Origin of the sequence: Pseudoduganella dura (assembly GCF_009727155.1) — a bacterium.
GTDB lineage: Bacteria > Pseudomonadota > Gammaproteobacteria > Burkholderiales > Burkholderiaceae_D > Rugamonas > Rugamonas dura.
The window spans coordinates 153,154-166,167 of sequence record NZ_WNWM01000002.1; the positions used below are offsets into that span (position 1 = coordinate 153,154).

The window sequence follows — 13,014 nt, forward strand, 5'->3', positions numbered from 1 at the left end:
GCGGCGCGGAACATCGCGCCGCGTTAGGACGGGCCGTCTTCGGACGGCCTTTTTCTTGGGCGCTGTTCGCGTCGAAGGACCGACAGCCCATACCAGGCCGATAGTTATTCGCTAACAATGCGTAAACGAATGTACAATCCCGTGGCGCACGGGAGAACCGTGTACACATGTCAAATGCCCGGAAAGTACCAGTGCCGCACCACGACCTGCCCTACCCCCGACTAGAGATCGACCGCCAGCGAGCGGAATTCGCGGACGCGGCCGTGGAAGACCGTTTCAACCGGCACCACCTGCCCGAAACCACCGCCCAACTGAAGATCAGCCTGCTGTTCTGCGCCGCGTTCTACGTGGCGTTCGGCGCCACCGACGTGGCCACGCTGGGCCCGACCGCCACGGCATGGGCGATGATCGCGCTGCGCTTGCTGGTGGCGCTGGTCGCGGCCGGCGGCCTGCTCGCCATCACGCGCCGGCCCGAGTCGGTCCGCATCGCCGTGGTGGCGGCGTGCGTGGTGGAGATCGTGGGCCTGGCGGTGTTCATGGTGCTGTGCTGGTACCAGCCCGCCGCCACGGCGTGGAACGTGATGTCGCAGGCGCTGATCCTGATGGCCATCTACATCAACATTCCGAACCGTTTCATCCACGCCGTGTGGATCGCCGCCGGGTCGAGCGCGGTGTTCTGCGCCATGCTGTTCGTGCAGGGTCACCTGAAAATGGACGACCTGGTGGCGCTGGTGCTGCTGCTCATGCTCGGCAACACGCTCGGCTACATCGGTGCGCGCCGCTTCCACCTGGCGCGGCGCGAGGAATTCCGCTCGACGATCCTGCTGCAGCAACTGGCCGACCGCGATCCGCTCACCGGCTGCTACAACCGCCGCGTGCTGCAGAAAGGCCTGCTCGATGCCGAACTGGCGCGGGCGCGCCGCTACGGCACCGCACTGAGCGTGATCCTGGGCGACATCGACCACTTCAAGCGCATCAACGACACGCACGGCCACGCGGCCGGCGACCATGTGTTGAGCGATTTCGGCGGCCTGCTGCTGGCAATGACGCGCGAAACGGTCGACAGCGTGGTGCGCTACGGCGGCGAGGAATTCCTCATCGTGCTGCCCGAGACGGACCTCGCCGGCGCCCATGCGCTGGCCGAACGCATCCGCCATGCGTTCGGCAGCACCGGCAGCGCCGTCGAATTCGGCGAGTTCGTGACCGCCACGGCCAGCTTCGGCATCGCCTCCGTGCCGGCGCTCGACCCGGATGCGCCGGAAACGCCGGCGGTGCTGATGGAAGCGGCCGACGCGCAGCTGTATGCGGCCAAGCGGGGCGGACGCAACTGTGTCCGCGGCGTGTCGGTGACCGCGGACAGGATGCGCTCCACGGCGTAACGGGACACTAGGGGCGGTCCGCCCGGCCCTTCGGCGGAATCGCCCCGCGGTGCGCGAGCTTGGCGGCGGCCGCGCGGTTGGCCAGCGAGGCCGCCGCCGCCGGGGCTTCGCCGCGCAGCAGGGCGGCCAGGTAGGTGCCGTTCCAGGCGTCGCCGGCGCCGGTCGTGTCGACCACGGCGGCGGCAGTGGCCGGCACCACGGTGCGCTCGCCCTTCAGCCACACCGCGCACCCCTCCTCGCCATGCTTGACCACCACGTGCCCCACCAGCGATTGCGGCGGGCAGGGAAAGATGTCGCCGTCGGCGGGCAGGCTGGGGAGCAGGATGTCGACATACGGCAGCAGCTCGGCGCAGGCCTCGCGGGCACTATCCGGCGCGCCCCACAGCCGCGGGCGGTAGTTCGGATCGTAGGCGACCAGCACGCCGTGCTGGCGGGCGTAACGGGCAGCGGCCAGCGTGGCCGCGCGCGCGCCCGGCGAAATCGCCTGCGTGATCCCGGACAGCAGGATGCAGCGGGCGGACGCGATGAACGCCTCGTCGACCTGGGCGGCGGCGAGCTGCGATGCGGCGCTGCCGGCCCGGCGGTAAGTGAACGACCGTTCGCCGAGCGCGTCGAGCGAGATGAAGTACACGCCGTTTTCGCCCGGCACCAGCGGCGCGTGGCTCACGTCGATGCCCTCCCCTTGCCACGCGGCGCGCAGCCCGGCGCCGAACGGATCGTCGCCGACGCGGCTGACGAACGCCGTGCGCGCGCCCTGCCGGGCCGCGGCGACCAGTGCATTGAGCACGTCGCCGCCGTAGGCCCTGTCGAACCGGACCGCGTGCGACAGCGGTTCCGTGGCGTTGAACTCGACCATGCATTCGCCAAGGCCGACCAGGTCGAAGGCGCGCACGGCATGCGGGTTTGCGGACGGGTTTGCAAGGACAGTCATTGGTGGATCCCCAGGAAAACGTGGCGGCTACGCTACCACCATTTGCCATTCGTGCAAAGCTTTTGCTGCGCCGCGGCAGCCGGGCCGTGCGCCAGCGCCCTTTTCACTCGGGTATAAATGTGACCGACTGCCTTGTACATTGCCGGCTGGCCGCCGGCGCCATCCAGGAGACCATGATGAATGTAGCGAACCTCAGTATCGGGAAGCGGCTTGCCTTCGGCTTTGCCATCGTATGCGTGATGCTGGTGGCGATGGTGCAGCTGTCCAATTCCATGCTGGCGCGGGTCAACCAGGGCACCCACGAGATCGTCAACAACAGGATGCCGAAGATCGACGCCACCGGCCGCATGCAGGCCGAGATCAACGATATCGCGATCGCGCTGCGCAACATGATGCTGAGCAGCGACACGGCCGACCGGCAGCGGCAACGCGAGGAAGTGGTGGCGTCGCGGCAGGCCATCGACGGCGTGCTGCGCGAGCTCGATGCCACGATCGAGCATCCGAAGGCCAAGGACCTGCTGCGGGAGATGCGCACGGACACCGAACGCTACGCCGCGGCGCAGGAAACGCTGATGGGCCACATCGGCAGCGGTGCCGACGATGCGGCCCGCGCGATGCTGGCCAACGAAATGCGGCCCCTGCTGGTACGGCTGAAGGCGACCGTCGGCGAACAGGCCGCGCTGCAGAAGGAAATCAGCAAGGCGGCCGCCGACCGGGCCGCGGACACCTACACGAGCACCCGCAACCTGATGTGGGCGCTCGGCATCGCCGCTGTGGCGCTGGCGGCGCTGGTGGCCTGGTGGATCACGCGCTCGATCACCGGCCCGGTGGGCCAGGCCCTCGGCGTGGCGAACACCGTGGCGGCCGGCGACCTTACCAGCCGCATCGAGGCGGACACCCGGGATGAAATGGGCGAGCTCCTGCGCGCGCTGCGCAGGATGAACGAAAGCCTGGCCGCCACCGTGGTCACCGTGCGGCGCGGCACCGACATCATCGCCACCGCCGCGACCGAGGTGGCCCTGGGCAGCCAGGATCTCTCTTCCCGTACCGAGCAGCAGGCCAGCGCGCTGGAGGAAACGGCGTCGTCGATGGAACAGCTGGCATCGACGGTGAAGCAGAATGCCGACAATGCGCGCCAGGCCAACTCGCTCGCCGCCACCGCCTCCGACGTCGCGGCGCGCGGTGGCGACGTGATCGCGCGCGTGGTCGGCACGATGGACGATATCCGCGCCTCGGCCGGCCGGATCGGCGACATCACCAGCGTGATCGACGGCATCGCGTTCCAGACCAATATCCTGGCGCTGAACGCCGCGGTGGAAGCGGCGCGTGCCGGCGAACAGGGCCGCGGCTTCGCCGTGGTGGCCTCCGAGGTGCGCGCGCTGGCGCAGCGCTCGGCCGCGGCGGCGAAGGAAATCAAGGAACTGATCGGCGAATCCACCGTGAAGGTCGAGGCGGGCAGCCAGCTGGTCGGCGAAGCCGGCGCCACGATGCGGGAAATCGTCGACAGCGTGCGGCGCGTGACCGACATCATGACCGAGATCTCGGCCGCCAGCGTCGAACAGTCGGCCGGCATCGAGCAGATCAACCGGGCCGTGGTGGAGATGGATGCCGTCACCCAGCAGAATGCCGCGCTGGTGGAACAGGCCGCGGCGGCCTCGGAATCGATGCGGGAAGAAGCGCGGCGGCTGAGCGAGGCGGTGGCGGTGTTTACGGTCGATGGTGCGGCGGTCGCTGGCGCAGCGGTCGCCGCCGCCCCCGGCGGACGGGCGGTACCACGCGCACTGACGTTGGCGCCTTAAGGCCGGAACGCCCGCCTATGCGAACGTTTCCCAGTTCCGCTTCGCCGCCACTGCCTCGGCCGGCTCGTGTTCGGCGCAGTCGATGCGCAGGAAGGCGATCGGCAGCGGCGCGCCGACCAGCGCGCAGTGGTGCGGCGCCGCGGCGCCGGGAAATTTGTTGGGTTCGAAGTGGCGGCATGACAGGCAGGCGCGCAGCTCGGGGAACCGCTCGGTCTTCTGCAGTTCGGCGATCGTCTTGAACAGGCCCGTCAGCATGGCGACCTGCAGCGCGTGTGGCAGCGCCGACACGGCTTCGTCGGCGAAACCCAGCGCCCCTTCGAGCCGCCCGGCCAGTTGTTCCCCCTCATGCGTCAGCAGCAGCGCGGTGGCGCGGCCGTCGTCGGCCGCGCGGGTCTTGCGCACATAGCCCTTGGCGACCAGCGCGGCGACCGAATCGCTGGCGCTGGCGGTGGAGATCGAGAGCTGCTGGGCCAGCCAGGAAAGGCGCATGCCGCGCGCGCGGCGGTGCAGCAGCTGGACGATTTCGGCCTGGGCCGGATTGAGCTGCTCTGCGGTGGAGGCGGCCCACATGCCGGCCCGCATCACGCTGGCCAGCCGGGCGATCGCGGTGACGACACGCGCCGACAGGTCCGGCGTCGCATCCCACGGCGTTTCGGGGGAGATATCCATGCCGGCAGCTTAGTGCGCAGGCGCAGCCATGTCAAGGAGTCCTAACCGTCAAGAAGCGTTCCGCGAAGTCTTCCGGCGCCATCGGCTTGCCCAGCAGGTAGCCCTGCACCACGTCGCAGCCGGCCCGGCGCAGCCATTCGAGCTGCGCCGGTTCCTCGACACCCTCGGCCACGACCGTCAGCCCGAAGCCCCGCGCCAGCGCCAGCACGGCGTGGATGATCGTCTCACCGCGCTCCGGCAGCAGCTGCACGAAGCTGCGGTCCACCTTCAGCTGGTTGATCGGGAAGGTCTGCAGGTATGCCAGCGACGAGTAGCCGGTGCCGAAATCGTCGATGGCGAGGCGCACGCCCGTCGCGCGTACCGCCTGCATGAACGCGACGGCGCCTTCCACGTCTTCCATCAGCAGGCTTTCCGTCAGCTCGAGCTCGAGCCGGCCTGGCGGCAGGCCGCTGCCGGCCAGCGCGCGCATCACATCCTCGATGAAGCCCGGTTCGCGCAGCTGGCGCGCCGACATGTTGACGGCCAGCGTCAGCGCCGGCCCGCCGGCGCGCTCCCAGCCCGCCACCTCGGCGCAAGCACGCTGCAGCACCCAGGCGCCCAACTGCACGATCAGGCCGCTTTCCTCGGCGATCGGGATGAACTCGGCCGGCGAAATCGGCCCATGCTCGGGGTGGCGCCAGCGCAGCAGCGCCTCGACGCCGACCAGCGCCTCGCTGGCGCAGTCGAACTGCGGCTGGTAATGCACGGCCAGCTGGCCGGCGCCGATCGCGCGCCGCAGCTCTCGTTCGAGCGCGGCGCGGCGCTGCGTGGCGGCCGTCATTTCCGGCACGAACTCGGCCAGGCGGTTGCGTCCCGACTGCTTGGCGTGGTACAGCGCCGTGTCGGCGCTCGATACCAGCTCGCTCATCGTGGCCGCGTCGTCCGGATACAGGCAGACGCCCACGCTGGCGGTGGCGAAGAATTCGCCGCCCGCCACCGCGAACGGATGGCGCAGCGCCTGCGTGACCTTGTCGCCGATGGCCACGGCGGCAGCGCGGCCGGGCACCGGCGCGACGACGATGGCGAATTCGTCGCCGCCGATGCGGCCCACCAGGTCCGACGCACGCACCGCGCCGGCCAGCGCGGCTGACACCTTCTGCAGCAGTTCGTCGCCGGCGGCGTGGCCGGCCGTGTCGTTGACGATCTTGAAATTGTCCAGGTCGACCAGCAGCAGCGCGACCTGGGTGCCGGCCGCGCCGGCCTGCGCCAGCTGCCGCTCCAGGTGCCCGTAGGTGGCGTGGCGGTTGGGCAGCTGCGTCACGTGGTCGGTGTGCGCCATGTAGTCGAGCTTCAGCTCGGCGGCGGCCACGCGGGCGCGGGTCGACCGGCCCAGCGTGGCGAACACCAGCATGGCGCCGAGCGACGCCACCGCCAGCAGCCCCACATAGCGCAGTATCGCCCCGTGCAACCGGTCGGTGCCGATATGCAGGACCGTGTGCCCCACCACTTCGCCGCGGTAGCGCACCGTGTCGGATACCACGATGCCGCCGTCGCGTTCCGCGCGGGCCGCCTGCAACGCCAGCGGCAGCCGGCTGTCCGGATAGGCGAACTCGGCAAAACGGCGGCCGTTGCGGTCATAGATGCCGACCGCCCTGAGCCCCGTGGCAAAGCGGAATGCGCGCAGCACTTCCTGCGCCGCTTCGCGGTCGCCGAACATCAGCGGCGCGGTCACGCTGTCGGCCACGATCGCGGCCTGCACGCGGGCGCCGTCCGTCAACGACTGCCGGATCTCGAGCAGCTGGTAGGCCACCAGCACGGCGCCGGCGATCACCAGGGCGGCCACCGCGGCGAGCAGCTGGCCGCTGCGCAGCGTCGCCGCGATCGGCATGCGCGTATCGGGCGCGACGGACTTGAACAATTTCATTGCACATTCCTTGCGAGCCGCAGCAGGCGCGAGCTGAACCGCAGCCCGGCGCGCGCCGCTTCCTTCGTGTCGATGTCGAAGCGCAGTTGCTGGGCTTCCTCGACCAGCGCGACCGCGCCGGCGTAGCCGTTCGCCGGTTCGTCGACGATGGCCAGCGTGCCGTTGCCCTCGGCAACCGGGCGCGCGGCACCGGTGCGCAGCACGGCCACGTCGCACGGCGCGGCGGCGCCCGGCTCGACAACGGCCAGCCTGCGCTCTCCCACCGGCTTGCCATGCAGGCCGCGCAGGCTCTGCCACAGCGGATGCCCGCTGCCGACGCACACGTTCAGTGGCCGCGCGCCCGCGTTCGCCGGCCACACCGTGAACTGCGCGATGTTGTAGATATAGGCGGCCTTCAGCGCGCCGTCATTGGTCTGGGCGTGGCTGGCCGGCACTGCCGTGATGCACAGCGACAGCGCCAGCAGCGCGGGAATTGCGCGCTCAGAACGCATAACCCGTCTTGACGAGCACCGTACGGCCCTCGCGCGGGACCGCTTCCTGCACGAAGGCGGGGCCGGCGGGGTCCGCATAGCGGCGCCCGGTAGCGTTGTAGACACTGACCGACCAGTCCAGCTTTCCTGTGCGGCGTGCCGGCAGCAGCGTAAGGTTCCACGTGCAGTAGCCGCCGGTGACCGCGTTTTCAGTGAGGCGGCGCGACGTGCACTGGCCTTCGGTGCCCAGGCGCAGCGCGTCGCCCGGCAGCGCCCAGGTGGCGTTCACCTTCAGCAGGTGGCGCGGCGAGTTGACCAGCCACCCGCCTTTCTCGTCTTCGGCATACTGGTACGTGTAGCTGCCGCGCACCCGCGTGCCGCCCGGGAACAGGCGTTCGCCGGACAGTTCGACGCCGCTGGCCGAGGCGCGTTCGGTGTTGTCGAACATGAGAATGCCGTCGGGACGCAGCGTTTCCGTGATCAGGTCGGTGATCCGGTAATGAAACGCGGCCGCCGACAGCTTGCTGTACGCGTCCGGCTGGCGTTCCCAGATCAGTTCGCCCGTGGCGATCTTCTCCGCCCGCAGGCCGGGATTGGCGACCGCATAGGCGTCGACGTCGTAATACAGTTCGTAGGCGTTCGGCGAGCGGTAGGCGGTGCCGTAGATCAGCTTGAGCGTATCCTTCGGCCCGGCGTGCCAGATCAGCGCGGCGCGCGGGTTGAAACGGCCGCCCGTGGTGCTGTCGTGGTCGTAGCGCAGGCCGGCATTGAGGATCAGGTCCGTCGCGATGGACGCTTCGTCCTCGATGAAGATGCCGGCGCGGTTGTCCGCGCGGCGGTCGTCCATCGTCAGTTCGTAGGGGTCCAGGTTGAAATTGTACTGGTCGCGGCGGGCGTTGCGCTGGACGTCGATGCCGGCCAGCAGCTTCTGGCCGGCCAGGCCGCTGTACGTGCCGGTGGCGTTCAGGCCGTACCAGGTGCCATGGGCGCCATCGACATTGATGCGCGGCCGGTCTTCGTCATCCGGATAGAGGCCCGCGCCGATATAGGCGACGCGCCCCCAGTCCAGCCGGGCCGAGAAGGACAGCTCGTCCGTCAGCGGCGCCGTATAGCCCACGCTGGCGAAGCTTTGCGCGTCGCGCGTCTGGTTCGGCGCGTTGAACACGGCGCCGAACGACGCGGTCGGGATGCCTTTCACCCGCGTCAGGTGGCCGGCGCTGAACGACAGCGGGCCGCGCGAGGCCTTGAAGAACGCGCTGCGCGAGCGGTCGAAGTCGAGACCCGCGGCAATGCCGTCGTTCTGCTCCGGCGTATCGAATTCCGCGGCATACAGGTCGCCGCCATCGCGCGTGAAGCCGCTGACCGAGAGCAGCACGTCGGTACCGTCCTGCGCATGGAAGCCGTAGCTGGCGCGGCCGCGGCGTTCGCCCCGGCTGCCCACCACCACCGCGGCCTGCGCGCCGGCCAGCGCGCTGCCGGACTTGGTGACCACGTTGATCACGCCGAACAGGGTGTTCGAGCCATACACGGCGGCGCCGGGGCCGGGCACGTATTCGATGCGTTCGACGAGATCCATGTCGAGCATGCCCTCGGTACCGATCGACGCCTGGTCGTACAGGTTGTCGTTGAGGCGCACGCCGTCGATCATCAGCAGGAAGCGGGCATTGTAGTCGCCGGGCCGCTGGAAGCCCCGCGCCCCGAGATAGGAATAATTGCGGTCGTCGGAAATGTACAGGCCCGGCAGGCTGGCCAGCGCTTCGGCCAGCGTGCGCCAGCCGTGCTCGCGGACGTCCTGCGATGTCAGCACCGAGACGGCGGCCGGCGCGTCGCTGATCCGCTGCGCGAAGCGCGACGCGGACGTGACGACGGTCACGCCCATCAGGCTTTCGAGCGGCAGCGCGGCAAGGTCGTCGGCCGGCTCGTCTTGCGGCGCGGCGTGGAGCGGCGTGACGCCAAGGGCGGCTTGCAGGGCCAGCGCCAGCACGAGGCGGCGGCGCATGGGGTGATGCATGAAATGGCGAGGAATTTTATGGTTGTTCACGGCTGGTTCGCCCGGTGGACCGCGGCATCAACATCCTGCCGCTGGATAATTTACGTATGGCAACATGTTACTGTGATTCGCTATCGAATGTGACGCAAAATATTTTATGGTTAACATTTTGTGCGTACATGCAACAATCTGGTGCAGTTGTGACCACGTCTGGTGCATCCTGCTCATGTTGTTGACTGCTTGGCACCGTCGGCCGCCACGTGCCGCGCGGCGCGCCATAATGCGGGCACCGTCCACCTGCCCTGTTCCCGATGCCACATTTCGCCTCGCTGCCGTACCGGCTCGCCCTCCCGTACGGCGCCGCGCTGCTGATCCTCGTCGCGCCGGCGCGGGCCGCCGAACCACTCGACCTTGCCGGCACGTGGCGCTTCGCCCTCGACCGCAGCGATGAAGGCATCGCGGCACGCTGGCATGGGCGCGTGCTGCCCGACAGCATCGCGCTGCCCGGCATCCTGAACGCGCAGGGCCACGGCGACGAGATTTCCACAACGACGCCCTGGGTGCTTTCGCTGTACGACAAGGACTGGCACCAGCGCGAGGACTACAAGGCCTACACGCAGCCGGGCAACGTGAAGGTGCCGTTCCTGTCGCAGCCGCCCCGCCATTACCTGGGCGCGGCGTGGTACCAGCGCGAAATCGACGTGCCGGCCGCGTGGCGCGGCAAGCGCGTGGTGCTGCGCATGGAACGCCCCCGGTGGGGTTCCACGCTATGGCTGGACGACCGGGAGATCGGCAGCAACCGCAGCCTGGTGGCCGAACATGCCTACGACCTGGGGATGCCGGCGCCGGGGCGGCATCGCATCACGGTGCGCGTGGACAGCCGGATGCTGATGAACTACCGGCCCGATTCGCACAGCGTATCGGACTCGCTGGGCATGAGCTGGAACGGCATCGTCGGCAAGGTGGAACTGCGCGCCACGTCGCCGGTGTGGATCGACGATGCCCAGGTATTCCCCGACGTCGCCGGGCGCACCGTGCGCGTGCGGCTGAAGATCGGCAACACCGGCGGCAAGGCCGGCAGCGGCACCGTGCGGGCGAACGGCCGGCGCATCGCCGTCGCCTGGACGGCCCGGGGCGGCGATGCCGCGTTCACCGTGCGCTATCCGCGCGATGCCGCGCTGTGGGACGAGTGGAATCCCGCCATCCACACGCTGAAGCTGGAACTGGACGGCCCGCTGGCCAACGACGCGCGCGACGTGAAATTCGGCTTCGTGCAGATCCGCGCCGAAGGCACGCAGATGCTCGTCAACGGGCGCCCGACGTTCATGCGCGGCACGCACCACGGCGGCGACTTCCCACTGACGGGCTACCCGCCCACCGACGTGGCCTACTGGAAGAAGATTTTTAAAATCAACAAGCAGTGGGGCATCAACCACGTGCGCTTCCATTCGTTCAATCCGCCGGAAGCGGCGTTCCAGGCCGCCGACGAAGTGGGCATTTACCTGCAGCCGGAGCCGGGCATGTGGAATACCGTGTCGCCCGGCACGCCGATGGAGGCGATGCTGTACGAGGAAACGGAACGGATGATCCGCGCCTACGGCAACCACCCGTCGTTCCTGCTGTTCAGTCCCAGCAACGAACCGAAGGGCAACTGGAAGGCGGCATTCGACAAGTGGATCGCGCATTACCGCCTGGCCGACCCACGCCGGCTCTACACGAACGGCACGGGCCACACGGAACCCGCGGTGCCCGATGTCGACAAGGGCACCGACTACCTGGCGATCCAGCGCATCGGTCCCAAGCCGCTGCGCAACAAGTCCGGCTGGTTCGGCCGCGACTACACTGCCTCCCTGGAAGGCATCGGCGTGCCGGTGCTGTCGCACGAGAACGGCCAGTGGGTGGCCTACCCCGACTACTCGGTGATCGACAAGTTCACCGGCTACCTGCGGCCGGGGAATTACGAGATCTTCCGCGATTCCGCCAGGGCGCACGGCGTGCTGGAAAAGAACCGCGAGTTCGCCCTCGCTTCCGGCAAATGGCAACTGGCCTGCTACAAGGAAGAGATCGAGGCGATCCTGCGCACGCCGGGCATGAGCGGCTACCAGCTGCTCGACCTGCACGACTACCTGGGCCAGGGTACCGCGCTCGTCGGCCTGCTCGACACGTTCTGGGAACCGAAGGGCTATGCCAGCGCCGAGGGGTTCCGCCGCTTCAACGGCGAAACGGTGCCGCTGGCGCGCGTGACGCGCCTGGTGCTCACCAGCGCCGACACGCTGGACGTGCCGGTGGAGATCGCGCACTACGGCCGTGCCATGCTGCGCGGCGCGCAGGCGTCATGGAAGATCGTCGACGCTGCAGGCGCCAGCGTGGCCGGCGGCAGCTTCGCCGCCACCGACCTGCCCGTCGGCCGCAATACGCAGCTGGGCCGCATCGCCCTGCCGCTGGCCGGCCTGAAGGCACCGGCGAAATACCGGCTGGTGGTCGGCCTGGCCGGCACGCATATCGAGAACGACTGGAATTTCTGGGTTTATCCCGAAAAGCTGGCGGCCGACGCGCCGGACGACGTGCTGGTCACCAGGACCTGGCCGCAAGCCGAGGCCCGGCTGGCGGCCGGCGGCAAGGTGCTGTACCTGCCGCGCAAGGCGGACCTGGACTGGACCTCGCCGCCGCTGGCGGACGTGCCGGTGTTCTGGAACCGCCTGATGAACCCCGGCTGGAGCCGCATGCTCGGTATGTGGATCGACAAGGCGCACCCTGCCCTCGCCGGCTTTCCCACCGACGACCACTACGACTGGCAATGGGCCGAGCTGGCGGCCGAGGCGCGCGCCATGAACCTGGCCCGCCTGCCACGCGGCCTGCAGCCTCTCGTGCAGCCGATCGACGACTGGAACCGCAACTACAAGCTCGGCCTGCTGTTCGAGGCGCGCGTGGGCAATGGCCGGCTGATGGTCTCCACCGCGGACCTGGACAGCGGCCTGGACGAGCGCGTGGTGGCGCGCCAGCTGCGCAAGTCCGTGCTCGACTACATGGGCAGCGCGGCGTTCGCGCCGCGTACCGCGGTCGCGGCGGAAGCGATCCGCGCTTCCCTGTTCGATACCCGCGTGATGAAGAAGCTCGGCGCCACCGCTAGCGGCTGGAAGGATGCCGGCAGGACGATCGACGGCGATCCGAACACCTATGCGCTGGAAACCGCGAAAGGCGACGGCCCGCGGCCGCAGCCGGCGCTGACAATCGCCTTCCCGTCCGCTGTGCCGTTCGACGGCCTGGTGCTGATGCCGCGCCAGAACCACCGCGACCATGAAGGCGACGTGCGCGAGTGGCTGGTGCAGGTGAGCGACGACGGCAGCCAGTGGCGCGACGTCACCCGCGCCACGCTCGGCTCTACGTTCGATCCGCAATCGGTCCGCTTCGACAACGTCAGCGCGCGCTGGCTGAAGCTGACCGCGCTGTCCGGCTTCGGTGCCGACCGCGCCAGCGCGCTGGCCGACGTGGCCGTGTCATACACCGGCGCTCCATTGCCGGACGAGGGCGGCGAGCTGCAGTACCAGCGGTCGCGCTCGACGTCCTCGGATGTGGACGAGGCGGGAATGGAGGACCGGAAACCGCCGCGGCCCGCCCACGCTGGCAAGCACTGAGGGCCGCGCCGCACGTGGAAGGGTGGAAGCGGCGCGGCGACCTTTTCGCGAAGCGCCAGCAGATGAGCGGGCGAGCGGAAGAAATCTCTGGTCGCCGTCATTGGGCGGCCCGGCATCAGTGATGCAGGGTCGAGGGCTTACTCCTAGGGAGACGGTGCCCCTTTTCGCCACACGGTCTAATTCGGTCCAAAACAGGCCGATATGGTCTAAAACGCGTGAAAGTCAGCCAGCGCATGCG

The 13,014-nt window shown here is 69.1% G+C and carries 8 protein-coding genes; 3 read left to right on the forward strand and 5 right to left on the reverse strand.

All coding sequences use genetic code 11. The features are described from left to right. Window positions 1-191: 191 nt before the first annotated feature. Window positions 192-1,379, forward strand: coding sequence for a GGDEF domain-containing protein (locus GJV26_RS30645; RefSeq protein ID WP_173346107.1), 1,188 nt, complete (start codon window positions 192-194; stop codon window positions 1,377-1,379). Window positions 1,380-1,386: 7 nt separating this feature from the next. Here GJV26_RS30645 and GJV26_RS00890 read toward each other — a convergent pair whose 3' ends face one another. Continuing rightward, window positions 1,387-2,310, reverse strand: a complete 924-nt coding sequence (locus tag GJV26_RS00890; protein ID WP_155706834.1) for a sugar kinase — start codon at window positions 2,308-2,310, stop codon at window positions 1,387-1,389. Between the two features lie 173 nt (window positions 2,311-2,483). On the opposite strand from GJV26_RS00890, the gene GJV26_RS00895 reads away from it, so the two are divergent. Continuing rightward, window positions 2,484-4,109, forward strand: a complete 1,626-nt coding sequence (locus tag GJV26_RS00895; RefSeq protein WP_371866433.1) for a methyl-accepting chemotaxis protein — start codon at window positions 2,484-2,486, stop codon at window positions 4,107-4,109. Between the two features lie 15 nt (window positions 4,110-4,124). Here the strand turns inward: GJV26_RS00895 and GJV26_RS00900 are convergent, their stop codons facing one another. From GJV26_RS00900 to GJV26_RS00915, 4 genes are read right to left on the reverse strand one after another with little or no spacing between them, the layout of a single operon-like run. Next, complete coding sequence (locus GJV26_RS00900) at window positions 4,125-4,778, reverse strand: MarR family winged helix-turn-helix transcriptional regulator (protein ID WP_155706836.1); 654 nt, start codon at window positions 4,776-4,778, stop codon at window positions 4,125-4,127. A gap of 31 nt (window positions 4,779-4,809) precedes the next feature. Then, on the reverse strand, window positions 4,810-6,681 hold the full coding sequence (locus tag GJV26_RS00905) for a putative bifunctional diguanylate cyclase/phosphodiesterase (protein ID WP_155706838.1): 1,872 nt from the start codon (window positions 6,679-6,681) through the stop codon (window positions 4,810-4,812). Then, complete coding sequence (locus GJV26_RS00910; protein ID WP_173346108.1) at window positions 6,678-7,172, reverse strand: YfiR family protein; 495 nt, start codon at window positions 7,170-7,172, stop codon at window positions 6,678-6,680. The genes GJV26_RS00905 and GJV26_RS00910 overlap by 4 nt, the downstream gene beginning before the upstream one ends. Continuing rightward, window positions 7,162-9,150, reverse strand: coding sequence for a TonB-dependent receptor plug domain-containing protein (locus tag GJV26_RS00915; RefSeq protein WP_229419129.1), 1,989 nt, complete (start codon window positions 9,148-9,150; stop codon window positions 7,162-7,164). Before GJV26_RS00915 ends, GJV26_RS00910 begins: the two co-directional genes overlap by 11 nt. A gap of 302 nt (window positions 9,151-9,452) precedes the next feature. Between GJV26_RS00915 and GJV26_RS00920 the strand changes: the two genes are divergently transcribed. After that, window positions 9,453-12,776: a DUF8487 domain-containing protein gene (locus GJV26_RS00920; protein WP_155706842.1), complete on the forward strand. Its 3,324-nt coding sequence runs from the start codon at window positions 9,453-9,455 to the stop codon at window positions 12,774-12,776. The last annotated feature ends 238 nt before the right edge of the window (window positions 12,777-13,014 follow it).

What these genes read in the sequence shown, in the direction of transcription:
- GJV26_RS00890 (WP_155706834.1), bottom strand. Translation starts at nt 2,310, where the DNA reads ATGACTGTCCTTGCAAACCCGTCCGCAAACCCGCATGCCGTGCGCGCC.
- GJV26_RS00895 (WP_371866433.1), top strand. Translation starts at nt 2,484, where the DNA reads ATGATGAATGTAGCGAACCTCAGTATCGGGAAGCGGCTTGCCTTCGGC.
- GJV26_RS00900 (WP_155706836.1), bottom strand. Translation starts at nt 4,778, where the DNA reads ATGGATATCTCCCCCGAAACGCCGTGGGATGCGACGCCGGACCTGTCG.
- GJV26_RS00905 (WP_155706838.1), bottom strand. Translation starts at nt 6,681, where the DNA reads ATGAAATTGTTCAAGTCCGTCGCGCCCGATACGCGCATGCCGATCGCG.
- GJV26_RS00910 (WP_173346108.1), bottom strand. Translation starts at nt 7,172, where the DNA reads ATGCGTTCTGAGCGCGCAATTCCCGCGCTGCTGGCGCTGTCGCTGTGC.
- GJV26_RS00915 (WP_229419129.1), bottom strand. Translation starts at nt 9,150, where the DNA reads ATGCGCCGCCGCCTCGTGCTGGCGCTGGCCCTGCAAGCCGCCCTTGGC.
- GJV26_RS00920 (WP_155706842.1), top strand. Translation starts at nt 9,453, where the DNA reads ATGCCACATTTCGCCTCGCTGCCGTACCGGCTCGCCCTCCCGTACGGC.